Origin of the sequence: Trichocoleus sp. DQ-A3 (assembly GCF_039961975.1) — a bacterium.
GTDB lineage: Bacteria > Cyanobacteriota > Cyanobacteriia > Cyanobacteriales > FACHB-T130 > FACHB-T130.
In genome coordinates, this window is record NZ_JAMPKC010000001.1 from 582,184 (window position 1) to 597,892 (window position 15,709).

General features: G+C 47.3%; 16 protein-coding genes. 12 read left to right on the forward strand and 4 right to left on the reverse strand.

Translation table 11 applies throughout. From position 1 onward, the window contains the following. Positions 1–288: 288 nt before the first annotated feature. From NDI44_RS02375 to NDI44_RS02415, 9 genes are all read left to right on the forward strand, one after another. Entirely contained in the window at positions 289–1,581 is a 1,293-nt protein-coding gene (locus tag NDI44_RS02375) for a bifunctional oligoribonuclease/PAP phosphatase NrnA (RefSeq protein WP_190413491.1), read from the forward strand. 57 nt (positions 1,582–1,638) lie between these two features. Beyond that, the gene (gene sixA, locus NDI44_RS02380) at positions 1,639–2,130 is read left to right on the forward strand and encodes a phosphohistidine phosphatase SixA (protein WP_190413493.1); all 492 of its coding nucleotides are present in this window, start codon (positions 1,639–1,641) and stop codon (positions 2,128–2,130) included. Between the two features lie 94 nt (positions 2,131–2,224). After that, positions 2,225–3,361, forward strand: coding sequence for a citrate synthase (locus tag NDI44_RS02385; RefSeq protein ID WP_190413495.1), 1,137 nt, complete (start codon positions 2,225–2,227; stop codon positions 3,359–3,361). A 170-nt stretch (positions 3,362–3,531) separates the two neighbouring features. After that, positions 3,532–3,657 (forward strand): DUF4351 domain-containing protein, encoded by a 126-nt coding sequence (locus NDI44_RS02390; RefSeq protein WP_199302809.1) that lies wholly within the window; start codon positions 3,532–3,534, stop codon positions 3,655–3,657. Between the two features lie 240 nt (positions 3,658–3,897). Continuing rightward, positions 3,898–5,016 carry an NADH-quinone oxidoreductase subunit NuoH gene (gene nuoH, locus NDI44_RS02395; protein WP_190413499.1) on the forward strand — a complete coding sequence of 373 codons (1,119 nt, stop codon included), beginning with the start codon at positions 3,898–3,900 and terminating at the stop codon, positions 5,014–5,016. Between the two features lie 94 nt (positions 5,017–5,110). Continuing rightward, on the forward strand, positions 5,111–5,698 hold the full coding sequence (gene ndhI, locus NDI44_RS02400; protein WP_190413501.1) for an NAD(P)H-quinone oxidoreductase subunit I: 588 nt from the start codon (positions 5,111–5,113) through the stop codon (positions 5,696–5,698). 93 nt (positions 5,699–5,791) lie between these two features. Next, positions 5,792–6,424 carry an NADH-quinone oxidoreductase subunit J gene (locus NDI44_RS02405; RefSeq protein ID WP_190413503.1) on the forward strand — a complete coding sequence of 211 codons (633 nt, stop codon included), beginning with the start codon at positions 5,792–5,794 and terminating at the stop codon, positions 6,422–6,424. Between the two features lie 15 nt (positions 6,425–6,439). Next, positions 6,440–6,751, forward strand: coding sequence for an NADH-quinone oxidoreductase subunit NuoK (gene nuoK / locus NDI44_RS02410; RefSeq protein ID WP_190413505.1), 312 nt, complete (start codon positions 6,440–6,442; stop codon positions 6,749–6,751). 448 nt (positions 6,752–7,199) lie between these two features. Beyond that, positions 7,200–8,519: a 3-isopropylmalate dehydratase large subunit gene (locus tag NDI44_RS02415; RefSeq protein WP_190413508.1), complete on the forward strand. Its 1,320-nt coding sequence runs from the start codon at positions 7,200–7,202 to the stop codon at positions 8,517–8,519. 150 nt (positions 8,520–8,669) lie between these two features. On the opposite strand, the gene NDI44_RS02420 is transcribed toward NDI44_RS02415, so the two are convergent. Continuing rightward, positions 8,670–9,005 (reverse strand): hypothetical protein, encoded by a 336-nt coding sequence (locus NDI44_RS02420; protein ID WP_339380708.1) that lies wholly within the window; start codon positions 9,003–9,005, stop codon positions 8,670–8,672. A gap of 68 nt (positions 9,006–9,073) precedes the next feature. Between NDI44_RS02420 and NDI44_RS02425 the strand changes: the two genes are divergently transcribed. From NDI44_RS02425 to NDI44_RS02435, 3 genes are all read left to right on the forward strand, one after another. Then, a complete protein-coding gene (locus NDI44_RS02425) occupies positions 9,074–12,220 on the forward strand; it encodes a HEAT repeat domain-containing protein (RefSeq protein WP_190413512.1) in 3,147 nt (1,048 codons plus the stop codon). A 97-nt stretch (positions 12,221–12,317) separates the two neighbouring features. Further along, positions 12,318–12,473 (forward strand): hypothetical protein, encoded by a 156-nt coding sequence (locus tag NDI44_RS02430; protein ID WP_190413514.1) that lies wholly within the window; start codon positions 12,318–12,320, stop codon positions 12,471–12,473. A 142-nt stretch (positions 12,474–12,615) separates the two neighbouring features. Beyond that, positions 12,616–13,260 carry a hypothetical protein gene (locus NDI44_RS02435; protein ID WP_190413516.1) on the forward strand — a complete coding sequence of 215 codons (645 nt, stop codon included), beginning with the start codon at positions 12,616–12,618 and terminating at the stop codon, positions 13,258–13,260. Positions 13,261–13,467: 207 nt separating this feature from the next. Here NDI44_RS02435 and NDI44_RS02440 read toward each other — a convergent pair whose 3' ends face one another. The 3 genes from NDI44_RS02440 to NDI44_RS02450 all read right to left on the reverse strand — a co-directional run bounded on the left by NDI44_RS02440 (position 13,468) and on the right by NDI44_RS02450 (position 15,598). Beyond that, positions 13,468–13,647: a PCP reductase family protein gene (locus NDI44_RS02440; RefSeq protein WP_190413517.1), complete on the reverse strand. Its 180-nt coding sequence runs from the start codon at positions 13,645–13,647 to the stop codon at positions 13,468–13,470. A gap of 122 nt (positions 13,648–13,769) precedes the next feature. Next, complete coding sequence (gene cynS, locus NDI44_RS02445; protein ID WP_190413519.1) at positions 13,770–14,210, reverse strand: cyanase; 441 nt, start codon at positions 14,208–14,210, stop codon at positions 13,770–13,772. Positions 14,211–14,413: 203 nt separating this feature from the next. Further along, positions 14,414–15,598, reverse strand: a complete 1,185-nt coding sequence (locus NDI44_RS02450; RefSeq protein WP_190413521.1) for an NAD(P)H-quinone oxidoreductase subunit H — start codon at positions 15,596–15,598, stop codon at positions 14,414–14,416. Between the last annotated feature and the right edge of the window lie 111 nt (positions 15,599–15,709).

A 15,709-nucleotide genomic window follows, 5' to 3' on the forward strand; every position in this document is an offset into this window, starting at 1 on the left:
GAAAACGCGACCGCAGGGGGAGTGTCGTTTACCAGTTTTTTTGTCAAGATCTATGAATAGGTAGCTCTATATCAAGACAAGCGTAATCACGGCGTCTCTGGAAACCTGTTTTCGCAGTAAAGAGGCGAGCTTTCGCGGCATTTACAAGGGTTTCTGTACTGCGCTTTTTTTGCCCTTTGGGCGATTGACTGAATCTGTCAAATACTTGGCAGGAAGCGTGAGGAGAGAGACTGTTGCAGCAACTGGAATACTAATTTTATAGCTTTGCACACCTGCATTATCCATAATATGCGATCTAATTTGCTCAAGCCTCTCAATGGTTCTCCAATCGCCGCCGAGTCAAAGCCTATAGACACCAAGCCAGATTCGGAATCTGTGGTTGAAATTCAACTAACAGAGGCGGCTCCCACACAGACAGTGAATGGATCTGGTAATTATTCAGCAAGAGGGTCTAGCGAACCCCCACTGGAAAGAATCGTGGAATCGCTACGACAGACTTTAGAGCGTCACCGGGGCGATCGCCATCTGGTAATTTTGCAAGATTTCCCGGACCCGGATGCCCTTTCGGGTGCTTGGGCGTATCAACTGATTGCCAAGCAGTACAACATCCAATGCGAAATTGTGTACGCTGGCACTCTCAGCCACCAAGAAAATATTGCTCTGGTTAAACTTACAGGCTTACCCGCAAAACGCTTGGGCGTCCAGTGCCTGAAGGAAAAGGAGAAGGACTTGTCGGTGTATCAGGGCTGTGTTCTGATTGATAACCAGGGCACTACCTGTCAATTGCTGCCTTGGGTACAAAAGGCAGGAATCCCGATTACGGTGGTGATTGACCATCACAGTATACAGACGGAACTTCATGCTGAATTTACGGATATTCGCCCTTCTACACGAGCAACGGCGACGATTTTAACCCAGTACCTCCAAGGAGGGTTGCTCAAGCTGGATAGCGGTATTGGCGAACACGTGAAATGTGCGACAGCACTGATGCATGGTCTGAGGTCAGACACGAACCGGCTGATGCAAGCTCAGGAAGAGGATTTTCTAGCTGCGGGGTATCTCAGCCGTTTTTATGACGCCCAGCTGCTGAATGCAGTCTTGCAGGCGTATCGCTCAAAACGGGTGATGGATGTAATCGAGCGATCGCTAACCAACCGCACTGTCCAAAATAACTTCTCTATCGCTGGTGTTGGTTATCTTCGCTATGAAGATCGGGATGCCATCCCCCAAGCGGCAGACTTTCTCGTGACAGAAGAAAACGTCCACACGGCTGTCGTCTACGGAATCGTCCACGACGAAGACGAAGAATTGGAAGTCGTAATTGGCTCCCTGAGAACCAGCAAGCTGACTCTCGACCCTGACGAGTTTATCAAAGAAGCCTTTGGGCAAGACAATCAAGGACGCTTTTTTGGCGGCGGACGACTTTCCGCGGGTGGCTTTGAAATTCCGATGGGGTTCTTGGGCGGCTTCAATGAAAATTCTGAGTACGCCAAGATGAAATGGGAAGTTTTTGACACCCAAATCAAGCAAAAGCTGCTTCGGTTGGTCAACCCAAAAGACCATCTGCTTCATGGGGAGTAAAAGCGAGTGGAAGAATGGAAATTGCGACTCTTCCATTCTTCCATCAGCAATTAACCTATGAAACTTTATTTGATCCGCCACGGAATCGCCGCCGAGCCATCTGAGGACGTCAAAGATGAAGCGCGATCCCTGACCCATGAGGGACGCAAGAAAACCGCTAAAGTAGCAAAACGACTGGATGAAATCGGTGTGCGCTTCGACCTGATCCTCACCAGTCCCTTGGTGAGGGCACGCCAAACCGCCAAAATTCTCGTCGCCGCCCGTTTGTGTCCCCATCTAGAAGAATCAATCGACCTAGCTCCTGGGGGTGGCATCCAAGCTTGGCTGAGATGGTTAGAGGAATGGCGGCGAGCGGGTGGATCTCAATTAGCCCTAGTAGGTCATCAACCTAACTTGGGAAATTGGGCAGAAATTTTGGTGTGGGGCGATACCCAAGAAGCGCTAATTTTGAAAAAAGCAGGCATGATTGGATTAAGCCTTCCAGAAACTCAGTCTCCCGTGGGTCATAGCCAGATGTTTTTGCTTTCCTCACCCAAGTGGCTGTTGTAATCCCCGTTTAGAAATTCTGGTAAAACTAGCGACTACAAAAACGGTTTCTGGTAAGGTAACTTGAGTATGTTCCCCTCACCCAATCCGTAGCAACATGACTGTCTGCGAGTATAAACCAGGTTTAGAAGGCATTCCCGCTGCCCAATCCAGTATCAGCTATGTCGATGGAAAACAGGGAATACTAGAATATCGCGGCATTCGCATCGAAGACCTCGCAGAAAAGAGTACCTTCCTAGAAACGTCGTATTTATTAATTTGGGGTACGCTCCCCACGAAGGAAGAACTTGAAGCCTTTGAAAGTGAAATTCGCTATCATCGGCGGATCAAATATCGCATCCGGGACATGATGAAGTGTTTTCCGGAAACCGGGCATCCAATGGATGCGCTGCAAGCTTCTGCCGCTGCTTTGGGTTTGTTTTACTCCCGTCGCGCTTTAGATAACCCTGCTTACATTCGGGAAGCGGTGGTGCGCCTCCTAGCAAAAATTCCCACAATGGTGGCAGCGTTCCAACTGATGCGGAAAGGCAACGACCCCGTGCGCCCTCGCGATGATTTGGACTATTCTGCCAACTTCTTGTATATGCTGAACGAGCGAGAACCCGACCCCCTTGCGGCGCGGATTTTCGATGTCTGCTTGACGCTTCATGCAGAACATACGATGAACGCTTCTACCTTCTCGGCACGGGTGACGGCTTCTACCCTGACCGACCCCTACGCAGTCGTTGCCTCAGCGGTGGGAACTTTAGCAGGGCCATTGCATGGAGGGGCGAATGAAGAAGTCATCACCATGTTAGAAGAAATTGGCTCAGTGGCAAATGTTACTGCGTGGCTAGAGGATGCCTTACAGCGCAAAGCGAAAATTATGGGCTTTGGTCATCGCGTTTACAAAGTGAAAGACCCGCGAGCGACAATTCTCCAAAACTTGGCAGAACAACTGTTTGAGAAATTTGGTCACGATAAGTATTACGACATTGCTGTGGAGTTGGAAAGGGTACTTGAGGAAAAATTAGGCGAAAAAGGAATTTATCCAAACGTGGATTTCTATTCGGGTCTGGTTTACCGAAAGATGGGCATTCCTACAGATTTGTTTACACCCGTGTTTGCGATCGCTCGTGTTGCTGGTTGGCTGGCTCACTGGAAGGAACAGTTAGGAGAAAACCGCATCTATCGTCCGACTCAAATTTATAAAGGTTCTCGCGAAGCTGGCTACATTTCTATAGAACAACGATAGTCATCTAGAACCCGAAAAAACGCGATCGCTTCCGACAAAAATTGTATAGAGAAGCGATCGCGCTTTTTTTGTGGCGGAGACGGGAGGAGCGATCGCTGGTTCCGAAAATTGGGGTAGATGGGGAAGCTTACTGTTAATTGGTTGACCTTCGTAGGGATTAGTTGCCTCAGTTGACCAACAGATGCAAGAGCCGGATTCAACAGATACCCATCGCTCAATTAGAGGAGTTGGGTGAGGCGCTGTTGGATTTTACGGCACCGACGGATTTAGCCATCTGGTTCGAGCAGTATCAGTGATAATTACACAGGCGATCGCACTTTCACCCGCCACAACAAGCGATCGCGCCTCCCTTCTTCCTGACCACAGAAAACTTTAACTTAAGGATAAGTAGAATTTCTTATTTGCTGCGCTGGGCTGGATGCGCTCCAACGATATACTAGGCTGTGTAGCTGAAAAAAATCTTCACAAAAGAACAGATAGATTGATTCGATACATCTTGTCTCGAATTGTCCTAGTAATTACTTCGTTCGGGAAACATGAACCCAGGTATTGACCTACAAGGAACTTTTATCCAATCCCTCAGGGATCTGGGCATCCCAGCAGGTGCCGCCAAAGCCATTTGGATGCCGCTGCCGATGTTTCTGATGATTATTGGTGCTACCGTAGGGGTGCTAGTGGTCGTCTGGCTGGAGCGGAAGATTTCTGCTGCGGCTCAGCAGCGAATTGGACCAGAATTCGCCGGACCACTGGGTGTTTTGCAGCCGGTCGCCGATGGTCTAAAGCTGGTTTTCAAAGAAGATATTGTCCCAGCCAAGACCGACCGCTTGCTATTCACGCTAGGCCCAATCATCGTCGTCATCCCAGTGTTTTTGTCCTTCCTGATTGTGCCGTTTGGGCAAAACCTGGTAATCTCTAACGTCGGAATGGGCGTCTTTTTGTGGATTGCCCTCTCCAGCATTCAGCCGATTGGCTTGCTGATGTCCGGCTATTCTTCAAACAACAAGTATTCCCTACTAGGGGGTTTAAGGGCGGCAGCGCAGTCGATTAGTTACGAAATTCCCCTAGCGCTTTCCGTACTTGCGATCGCGATGATGTCCAACAGTCTTAGCACCATCGACATCGTAGAACAGCAATCTGGCTACGGCGTCCTCAGCTGGAACGTCTGGCGGCAACCCGTGGGTTTCCTCATCTTTTGGATTGCCGCTTTGGCAGAGTGCGAAAGACTCCCCTTTGACTTGCCAGAAGCAGAAGAAGAACTGGTTGCCGGTTATCAGACCGAATACGCCGGGATGAAATTCGGTCTATTTTATATCGGCTCTTACGTCAACCTCGTCCTCTCTGCCCTGCTAGTTGCAATCTTGTATCTAGGCGGATGGGAATTTCCGATTCCTATCTCAATGCTAGGCAGCTGGCTGGGAGTCAGTGAAACCAGTCCTTGGTTGCAGGTGATCGATGCAGCACTGGGGATCACCATGACCCTCCTCAAAGCCTACTTCCTCGTTTTCATAGCGATTCTGCTGCGCTGGACTGTACCACGGGTTCGCATTGACCAACTGCTCGATCTAGGGTGGAAGTTTCTGCTCCCAGTGTCTTTAGTCAACCTGCTACTGACCGCAGCCCTAAAATTAGCATTTCCCGTTGCTTTTGGCGGGTAATTGGTAATCGGTAATCGGTAATAAATCGGGGTAAGAATTACCTTTTCCACAATCACCAATCACCGATTCTCTAATCAGAGAGAGACACAGAACAATGCTTAAGTTCCTCAAACAAGTTGGCGATTACGCCAAAGAAACCGTCCAAGCGGCTCGATATATTGGTCAAGGGTTGTCTGTAACCTTCGACCATATGCGGCGGCGTCCGATTACCGTGCAGTACCCCTACGAAAAACTCATTCCTTCCGAGCGTTTCCGGGGTCGAATTCACTTTGAATTTGATAAGTGCATTTCCTGCGAAGTCTGCGTGCGGGTTTGTCCCATCAACCTGCCAGTAGTGGATTGGGAGTTTGACAAAGCAAGCAAAAAGAAACTCCTCAAGCACTACAGCATCGACTTCGGAGTTTGTATCTTTTGCGGCAACTGCGTGGAATACTGCCCGACCAATTGCCTGTCAATGACCGAAGAGTACGAGCTTAGCACCTACGACCGTCACGAATTGAATTTTGACAACGTGGCACTGGGTCGTTTACCGTACAAAGTCACGCAAGACCCAATGGTGACGCCGCTGCGCGAACTTGTCTACCTACCCAAGGGCGTCATGGACCCGCACGACCTGCCAGAAGGTTCCCGTCGCCCCGGTCAGCTTCCAGCGGAAATTCTGGAACAAAAAACGGAAAAATAAAAGTGATTTGTCATTCGTCATTAGTCACTTGTAAAAAACTAATGATGAATGACGAATGACAAATAAACGATTGACTACTGACAAAGGACAAAAATGAATCTAGCTGAAGGCGTTCAGATTGTTTCGTTTGGCCTGCTGTCGCTAATGATGATTGGCTCAGCTTTAGGAGTGGTGCTGTTTACTAATATTGTCTACTCAGCCTTCTTACTGGGTGGAGTTTTTGTCAGCATCGCTGGGCTGTATCTTCTTCTCAATGCAGACTTTGTAGCGGCGGCGCAGGTTCTCATTTATGTTGGAGCGATTAACGTCCTGATTTTGTTTGCCATCATGCTGGTAAACAAGCGGGAAGATTTTGCACCCATTCGCAATCGCTGGATTCGCCAAGCATCAACGGCTTTGGTCTGTATCGGCTTGTTTGGGCTTCTGGGTACGATGGTGATCAGAACTCCCTGGACTTTAGCGGTCTTGACCACTCCCATTGAAAGTAGCATTGTGCAGATTGGTCTGCATTTCTTCAGTGACTTTTTGCTACCCTTTGAGTTGGCATCTGTGTTGTTGTTGATGGCAATGGTGGGCGCAATTGTTCTGGCACGTCGTGAGTATATTCCAGAAGAAATTTCACCTCAGCTAACTCAACCAACCTCGTTAACGTTGCCGGAACGTCCTCGCGAACTTTTGACGGTCGGCTCCGAAAGCGGTAAACTCCCCGCAGATACCAACACATAGAAACAAAGAAAACTCATGCACCTAGAACTTCAGTATTTTCTACTGCTAGCCGCTGCCCTCTTCTGCATCGGTATCTATGGCTTGATTACCAGCCGTAATGCTGTTCGCGTGCTGATGTCGATTGAATTGCTGCTGAATTCTGTCAACCTGAATTTAATGGCCTTTTCTAATTTTCTCGATCCTCAAGAAATTAAAGGTCAGGTTTTTTCCGTCTTTGTGATTACTGTTGCAGCCGCTGAAGCCGCTGTGGGTTTGGCGATTGTGCTGTCAATCTATCGCAACCGCGAGACGGTGGACATGGAGCAGTTTAATCTGTTGAAGTGGTAATGGTTAATGGGTAATGGGTAATGAGTGTTTTGAGTTGAAGAAAGCTCTTGAATTCAAAATTTAGAGGCGATAATGGCGTCTCTAGAACTGAAAAGTTTTTACCTATACCAATTACCCATTATTCCTTACTAACAACGCCAGAAAAATCAGTGATTAATATTTAGGGATATAAATGTAGATTGATGAATCTACAAGCGTTTTTAATATTTATATTTATCTTCAGATTTATCTTCAGTAACGTTGAACCCTTATTTTTAGTTTTGCCTGATAAATTTGAGTAGTTAAATCGTGGACAAGGTTGATAATAAAACATTTCAGGTATCCAGCCCACATCTATCCTTAGTATTAGTTGTCTGAAATACATTGTTATAGAATGACAGAGGGCTGGAGAAAATAGGCATTATCAAATAAAAGCGATCGCGTCTTTGCAAGGAAGAGGAAAATAGCTATGGGGATGACTCTCACCGAAAAAATCTTGGCTCGTGCCTCCGGTCGGGCTATTGTCGAACCGGCGGAGAATATTTGGGTTAACGTTGATTTGTTAATGACCCATGACGTTTGTGGTCCCGGTACAATCGGGGTGTTCAAGCGCGAATTTGGCGCTGATGCCAAAGTCTGGGACAAAGAAAAGATTGTTTTGATTCCAGACCATTACATTTTTACTGCTGACGAACGCGCTAACCGCAACGTTGATATTCTGCGCGACTTTGCCAAAGAGCAAGACATTAAATATTTCTACGACATCACCGACCGAGCCGACTTTAAAGCCAATCCCGATTACAAAGGTGTTTGTCACATTGCCCTGGCACAAGAAGGTCACACCCGTCCGGGGGAAGTGCTGTTTGGTACCGATTCCCACACCTGCAACGCGGGCGCTTTTGGTCAGTTCGCCACCGGCATCGGCAACACAGACGCTGGCTTCATTATGGGAACCGGCAAGCTGCTAATCAAAGTCCCGGCGACGATGCGCTTTGTCTTTGAGGGCGAGATGCCGAATTACCTATTGGCAAAAGACCTGATCTTACAAATCATTGGAGATATTGGTGTTGCTGGAGCCACGTATCGAGCGCTGGAATTTGCCGGTACTACCATTAACGGTCTGTCGATGGAAGACCGAATGACGCTGTGTAATATGGCGATTGAGGCGGGTGGCAAAAATGGTACGGTCGCCCCGGATGAGACGACGTTTGAGTACGTCCGCGCTCGGACTGATAAGCCTTTCGAGCCAGTTTATACGGATGCTGATGCTCGTTTCTACTCGGATCGACATTATGATGTCTCTAAGTTAGAGCCGGTCGTCGCGAAGCCCCATTCTCCAGATAATCGTGCCTTGGCGCGGGAATGCCGGGATGTCAAAATTGACCGAGTTTATATCGGTTCTTGCACTGGCGGCAAAACCTCAGATTTTATGTACGCTGCCCGCATTCTTAAGGGACAGCAGGTGAAGGTTCCTACTTATCTAGTACCGGCAACGCAGAAAGTCTACGAAGACTTGTTCACCCAGAAGTACGAAGGGCAAACTTTGTCTGAGATTTTCTTGGCGGCTGGTTGCATTGAGCCTGCGGCACCTTCCTGCGCGGCTTGTTTGGGTGGTCCCAAGGATACTTTCGGTCGTGTGAATGAGCCGGAAATTTGCGTTTCTACGACTAACCGCAATTTCCCCGGTCGGATGGGAAATAAAGAGGCGGGGATTTATCTGGCGTCGCCTTATACTGCTGCGGCTTCGGCGTTGACTGGATATGTGACTGACCCCCGCGATTTTATGTAGAGCAGTAGGAGAGGGGAATTCGGAACCTCACCCCCAACCCCTCTCCGTGAACGGAGAGGGGCAATATTTAGTGGCTCGACCTCTGCGGGGAGGGGCAGAGGTGGGGTTATGTACTCCATTCCATAGAGAATTGCTAGAGTGCTAGAGGCTTCAACCCAGGCTGTTAATCAGGTCAATATAATTGATCCAACCTTGGAAGATGTCTTGAATAGTCCCGCTATTTTCCTCAACAAACAGGCTACCTTCTTCTGAAAAAGGCGATGTGGCGATCGCATTATCCAATTCGCCGAAAAGATCCGTCAGCGCAGTTCCCCCGACGCAGGTAGCGGCGGCTTCATCAGCAAGTTCTTCCCATAAGGGAGACTCAGCAGAGATATTCGCTTGTTTGTTGATGGTGCTTTCTTTCATAAAAAACCTCTGGGCATCAAAATTATCTGATATCAACTCCATACTAATTGGTTGTCGCGATCGCTCTTTCGATTGCACGCTGAAGGCGATCGCTCCAATCCACTCGCTATACTCGTAGTCTACGGAATTCAGTAGGTGCGAGGATTATGGTGGATTGGTTAGTGGTCTGGGGAGTTCATACTGTTGCCGGATTTGTGTTTACAGAGGTGTTGGTTCCCTTAGCCAAAGGAGCTTTAGAGGATTACGTTAAAGATTTTTTCAAAGACAGCATCAAGGATTTTACGGGATTATCCCAGAAAGATACCCTGCAAAAGGCAGCGGGTAAAGCTCTGAAGGAATTTTTGCAATTGGTGCAGCAGGAATTAGAAAGTGCTGACCTTTCTGAGGAACGGCTGAAACAATACACTGAATCGTTAAACAAATCTATTAACGATACCTCAGTGAAAGAAATACTGGGCAGTGGTTTTCAATATGACTGTCAAGCGATAGATACTAAGGAATTATCTAAAATTTGGTATCGCCTTGATTTGTTGTCTTTACCAGAAGATTTTGATTGGGGACGGATTGGTAAGCTTTATCTCAAAAAGGTTAAAGCCATTATCCGGGAGTCGGATGAGTTACGCGCTATCTTTGACTCAAAAAATATAGAAGCTATTCAACAAAACACTAGAGAATTGGCTGGAGTTCCTACAGAATTTGACTTGAAGCGGTATCAGGAAGGGCTGCAAGAGCGATACAGCAATCTTAATTTAGATAGTTTAGATACGAGGGTTTATGACTATCGAGAAAAACTCAAGGTATGGCAAGTATTTATCGCACAAAATGTGCGCGAATGCCAGGAATATTTACCCCAAGTTTACGAGATGCCTAAAGAGCATCAAAAACGACTGAAGGAGAGTAACCAACTTGAAGCAGACGTTGACCCGGAGGAGTGGGAACGATATAAACAGGTTTATTATCAACAGCCAATTCGCTCAGTTTTAGATATTATTAATGACCCTCAAACTTATCTCTATGTTGTAATTTTGGGCGATCCGGGTTCGGGGAAGTCTACGTTGTTGCAATACATCGCTTTGAATTGGGCAAGAACGCCTCTCAATACGGTCATTGAACAGCCGATTCCGTTGCTGATTGAATTGCGGACTTATATTCGCAATCGGGACTCTGGAGAGTGCAAGGATTTTCTGGAATTCTTCCACAAGGGCTGTGGAATTGTCTGTCGCCTCAATCAGCTTGAACTCCACGAACTGCTAAAAGCTGGTAAGGTTTTGGTGATGTTTGATGGGTTGGATGAGGTGTTCGATCCGGTGAAACGGGAGGAGGTAATTACTGATATCCATCGCTTCACGAATGATTATCCGAAGGCGCGGGTAATGGTCACTTCTCGCATTATTGGCTACAAACCCCAACGGTTGCGAGATGCTGAGTTTCGTCACTTCATGCTGCAAGATTTAGAGCCAGACCAGATTCAGGATTTTATCTACCGATGGCATGAATTAACGTTCACCGATGAGGCGGATAAAGTTAGAAAGCGGGAGCGACTGCAAAGGGCAATTGAGACTTCTTCAGCGATTGGAGAACTGGCGGGAAATCCTCTGTTACTGACGATGATGGCGATTTTAAACCGCAATCAAGAATTGCCCAGAGATAGACCAGAACTTTACAACCAAGCCTCGCGGTTACTGCTGCATCAATGGGATGTGGAGCAGAAATTGCTAGAAAATCCGAGGGTAGATTCGGTAACAATTGACTATAAAGATAAGCAGGCGATACTGCGTCAGGTTGCCTACCATATGCAAGCGGCAGATAAGGGTTTGGCTGGCAATCTGATGCAAGGGGAGGATTTAGAAAAAATTCTGACTGGCTATTTGAAAAATATAGAAGTTAGTCAGGCAAGAACGGTTGCCAGGTTGCTGATCGAACAACTACGGAGTCGCAATTTTATTTTGTGTTTCCTGGGCGCTGATTCCTATGCGTTTGTGCATCGAACATTTTTAGAATACTTCTGTGCCTGCGAGTTTATTGAGCAGTTTGGGAAACGGGGTCTTGAAGGGGGCTTGACGCTTGAAGAATTCAAGACTGAAGTGTTTGGTAAGCACTGGCAGGATGAGTCTTGGCATGAAGTGCTGCGGTTGATTGCTGGAATGATTGATACGAGCTTTGTAGGGCAAATCATTGATTATCTGATTAGTCTGAATGGCGAAGCAGAAAAATTCACGAATGTCTTTCTGGCATCTGAGTGTCTTTCAGAAGTAAGAAATCGCTTTGAGCTTATGACAGTCAGTGTGAAACTACTCAGTAGCTTGAAAGACCTGATTAAATATGACCCAAATTACGATAACTCAAAGGGCTATTTCAAAGGGGAGGATCGTGTCCGTGCAATTCGTACTCAAGCCGTTTCAGTAATTGCAGCTAATTGGAAAGATGACCAAGCAACTTTGTCTTGGCTTAAATATCTGGCTCAGTTCGATGATGATTGGGTTGTACGAGTAACAGCAGTAGAAGAATTGGCAAAGGGTTGGAAAGACAATTCTGGAACTTTACCTTGGCTTAAAACTTTGGCTTGGTCTGTTAATTACGGAGCTGTACGAGTGGAAGCAGTAGATCAAGTGGTACAGGGTTGGAAAGAGGAACCTGAAACTCTACCTTGGCTGAAGACTTTAGCTAAGTCAGATGAGTATCCGACAGTGCGAATGACAGCATTGAGCGGTTGGTGCAACGCCTGGAAAGATGACCCGGAAATCTTACCCACTCTCAAAGGCTATGCTCAGTCTGATAAGGACTCATATGTGCGATTAGCAGCGATATCGCAGCTAGCCGATGGTTGGAAGGGTGAACCTGGAATGTTTGAATTTTTGTGCAATTGTGCCCTCAACGCTCCCTTTGAGCGTGAGGATTACTTGGAATACAACCCTCGACAAACAGCACTTGAGGGAATCCTTGAGCAATATCCCAACCATCCCCAGACTTTACCACTGTTGCTCGATCGCGCTGTAAATGACCCTGACTACGAAGTGCGTGAGTTTGCGGTGCAAGAATTAGCGCATGGCTGGAACGATGAGCCTGATATGTTTGAATTTTTGCACAATCGCGCTGTCAATGATCCCTTTGAGCGTGAGGGAGACTGGGAAGACAACCCTCGGCAATTAGCACTTGAGATAATTATCAAAAATTATCCTCACCATCCCCAGACTCTACCACTGTTGCGCGATCGCTCTGTTAATGACCCAGACCAGAAGGTGCGCGAGTTCGCAACAGAGAAACTAAAGAATTGGAGTAAAAGTTGCGAGTAAACCGATCGCGCTGAGGAGGCGATCGCTATCTGATTGACAAATCTTTCGGTGTAGATTGGGTTTCGAGAGTTTTGGAGAGTCTTGCAGGTTTTGCTTCTTGAATTTTGTCAGTCAACCAGCGGCTGACCAGAAAGCTTTAGCTTACTTTAGCTTTAAGCCGGAAGTAAATTTCCCGGCTTTTTACGTGCTGCGATCGCTTCACAGGCACTTCATAGAAGCTTTACGATCGGGCGAGAATAACCGATTTATTTAAAGGATTGATAAAGATAGCCCTGATTTTATAGCACTTCTCCTTGGAGACTCCTTAAAGTGTAGGGGGAGTCGATAGGTATATTTACGGGGTTGTGAGAGGTTTGTTCACCATGCGGGTACTCTACTCAATTTAGGAAGCACCCATGAATCCACGAACAAGATCAAAATCAGAAAAGTCATCGGCGGGGCAAAATTTAGTCAAAGGTTTTGTTGGCATCGCTGGATTTCTTGGAATCTGTTATTTGGTCAGTATTCCAGTCATGTCCCAACTCAATCAAAACTCTACTCTCAAGGAAACTGCTTCTGAGGAGACTGGCACAACTAGGCGTTCTTCACCCAAAAAGACCAAGGCAAAACAGTCTACAACGACCGCCGATCCGACAACCATGTTCGGAGTCTATACAACCCAGCCGGATGCTACAACCCAACCAAATCAGTCTCCCGCCCCCTTGGGTAATACAACCTTGCCAGATGGGACGATAACGGCTCCCGGCACCACCAGCTTGCCGAGTACCTATCCCACCACTCCCAGTACCAGCAATTCTGGCGGGTTAATGACGACTCCAGGCACCACCAGCTTGCCGAGTACCTATCCCATCACTCCCAGTACCAGCAATTCTGGCGGGTTAATGACGACTCCCGGCACTACCAGCTTGCCGAGTAGCTATCCCATCACTCCTAGTACCAGCAATTCTGGCGGGTTAATCACGACTCCTGGCACCACCAGCTTGCCGAACACAGGATTTTCAACTACACCCAATCCAACGCTCAACTATAGCGGGTTTTAAACGTTCAACTGGGTGTGTGTCGCCTGATATAGCAATCCTATTTGAGTTGCGCTTCGGCTCTTCAGATCCCCGACTTCTCTCTCGAAGTCGGGGATCTCGCCTTCACGAATCATTTACGACTGCGATACTTGAGGCAAAACTAAGACAAAACACGATCGCGCTCTCAACCGAAAATACGATCGCCCTTAAACTTCCGGGCGAATTCTGCTACTGCCCAAACTGTTGTTTAGCTTGCTGATAAACTTCCACCGTTATTATTTTTTGCCCTGCTTCTTGTGCAAATTTTTCGATTTTTTTCCGAGCGGCGGGACGGACAAAAAAGGGAATTTCTTTCAACTTGGCTTCAGCTTCGGGTGTCCACTCTACGGCATTGGGTTGGTTCGCCACAGTTTTCTCCAAAAAATCCTTAAAACAGGAGTTTAACAGGGAAGCGATCGCGCTTTCCAGCGTCCCATCAAGAAGGCGATCTCATCCTGAGAGCGATCGCCTTTCCCAACCCTACCAACGAGCTACCACTTTTTATAGGAGAGGAACTTACCCGACATAATAATTTTTACGCGATCGCCCTTGGGATCTTCTTCTTTTTCCACATCCAAAGTAAAGTCAATCGCGCTCATAATTCCGTCACCAAACTTGTCGTGAATAACGCTTTTTAGCGGCATTCCATACACTTGCATAATTTCATAAAACCGATAAATCAGAGGGTCAGTGGGAACAATTGGTCCCAATCCTTTCACCGGACATTCTGTTAGTTCTTTAGCATAATTTGGGTCAAGCTCTAAGGCGAAGAGCAGCTTACTAGCCTCTTCTTCAGAAGCACTTGCTTGACGATACATCACTGCCGCAATCCAAACTTCGTCGCGTCCAACAGCCTTTTCTAAATCAGCAAAGCTTAACCCTTTTTCTTTTTTAGCAGCCAAAAGTATTTGAGTAATTTCAGGAATAGTCATTAACAAACCTCAACAAAAAAAGTAGCAACGATTGGAAACGACTGTAATGAATCTTTTCTCAGCTTTAGAAGCAGTTAAACTATCTCCTTTAACCGACAATCGATTCCGTTACATTCGCTACCTATCCGCTGCTACTTTTAAAGCTTTAGGCTTTTTAGGTGGACATTTTCCGACCGATTTTTGCCTTTTGCCTTTTGCTTTTTTTAGCGGTCTACAGAACCCATGATGATATCGATACTACCCAAAATCACCACAATATCAGCGAGTTTTACACCCTTGAGAAGACTAGGGAGGATTTGCAGGTTGTTGAAATCGGCTGCACGAATCTTCCAACGCCAAGGGAAGACATTATCATCGCCAATAATATAGATTCCTAGCTCACCTTTCCCACTCTCGACTCGGACGTAATGTTCGCCTTTGGGAATCTTAAAAGTGGGAGCGATTTTCTTACCAATGTACTGGTAGTCAAAGCCATTCCATTCGGATTTTGGCCCTTCTGCCATACGCTTGGCTTCCAAGTTCTCGTAAGGACCACCGGGGAGTGCTTTGATAGCTTGGTAAATAATCTTGACAGATTCGCGCATCTCTCGAATCCGCACCAAGTAGCGGGCAAAACAATCACCGCCAGTTTCCGTATGCACTTGCCAGTCGAAGTCGTCGTAACATTCGTAGTGGTCAACTTTCCGCAAGTCCCACTTGACGCCAGAACCCCGCAGCATCGGGCCAGAAAGTCCCCAGTTGATCGCTTCTTCGCGGCTGATGGTGCCCACGCCTTCCACGCGACGGCGGAAGATGGGGTTGTCTGTAATCAAGCGCTCGTATTCGTCAACTTTTGGCAGGAAGTAGTCGCAAAAGTCTAAGCACTTGTCAACCCACCCGTAGGGCAAATCAACGGCAACTCCCCCAATGCGGAAGTAGTTGTTATTCACCATCCGATAACCAGTGGCGGCTTCCCACAGGTCATAAATCATCTCCCGTTCGCGGAAGATATAAAAGAAGGGAGTCTGAGCGCCCGTATCAGCCAAAAATGGTCCTAACCACAGCAAGTGATTGGCGATACGGTTCAATTCCAGCATGATGACGCGGATGTAGCTGGCGCGTTTGGGAACTGAGATACCGGCTAGTTTTTCCGGCGCATTAACGGTGACAGCCTCGTTAAACATTCCCGCTGCATAGTCCCACCGGCTGACGTAGGGGACGTACATGATGTTGGTGCGGTTTTCGGCAATTTTTTCCATGCCGCGATGCAGGTAGCCGATCACGGGTTCGCAATCCACGACATCTTCCCCATCCAGGGTAACGATGAGTCGCAGCACTCCGTGCATGGAGGGATGGTGCGGACCCATGTTCAGCACCATCGGTTCTGTTCTAGTTTCTATCTTTGCCATAGTTCAGCCATCTCTCCTTGAAGCCGATTTGGGCAGCCGCACCTGAAATTTCGTAAACACGCCAAAATCACTCCGACTGGCACTGTCTGTTTACTACTGAGTGTTGATTTT

Excerpts from the sequence above, each read along its gene's own strand:
- cynS (WP_190413519.1), bottom strand. The coding sequence starts at position 14,210 with ATGACTATTCCTGAAATTACTCAAATACTTTTGGCTGCTAAAAAAGAA.
- sixA (WP_190413493.1), top strand. The coding sequence starts at position 1,639 with ATGAAACTTTATTTGATCCGCCACGGAATCGCCGCCGAGCCATCTGAG.
- NDI44_RS02435 (WP_190413516.1), top strand. The coding sequence starts at position 12,616 with ATGAATCCACGAACAAGATCAAAATCAGAAAAGTCATCGGCGGGGCAA.
- NDI44_RS02425 (WP_190413512.1), top strand. The coding sequence starts at position 9,074 with ATGGTGGATTGGTTAGTGGTCTGGGGAGTTCATACTGTTGCCGGATTT.
- NDI44_RS02405 (WP_190413503.1), top strand. The coding sequence starts at position 5,792 with ATGAATCTAGCTGAAGGCGTTCAGATTGTTTCGTTTGGCCTGCTGTCG.
- NDI44_RS02385 (WP_190413495.1), top strand. The coding sequence starts at position 2,225 with ATGACTGTCTGCGAGTATAAACCAGGTTTAGAAGGCATTCCCGCTGCC.
- NDI44_RS02450 (WP_190413521.1), bottom strand. The coding sequence starts at position 15,598 with ATGGCAAAGATAGAAACTAGAACAGAACCGATGGTGCTGAACATGGGT.
- NDI44_RS02415 (WP_190413508.1), top strand. The coding sequence starts at position 7,200 with ATGGGGATGACTCTCACCGAAAAAATCTTGGCTCGTGCCTCCGGTCGG.
- ndhI (WP_190413501.1), top strand. The coding sequence starts at position 5,111 with ATGCTTAAGTTCCTCAAACAAGTTGGCGATTACGCCAAAGAAACCGTC.
- nuoK (WP_190413505.1), top strand. The coding sequence starts at position 6,440 with ATGCACCTAGAACTTCAGTATTTTCTACTGCTAGCCGCTGCCCTCTTC.
- nuoH (WP_190413499.1), top strand. The coding sequence starts at position 3,898 with ATGAACCCAGGTATTGACCTACAAGGAACTTTTATCCAATCCCTCAGG.
- NDI44_RS02375 (WP_190413491.1), top strand. The coding sequence starts at position 289 with ATGCGATCTAATTTGCTCAAGCCTCTCAATGGTTCTCCAATCGCCGCC.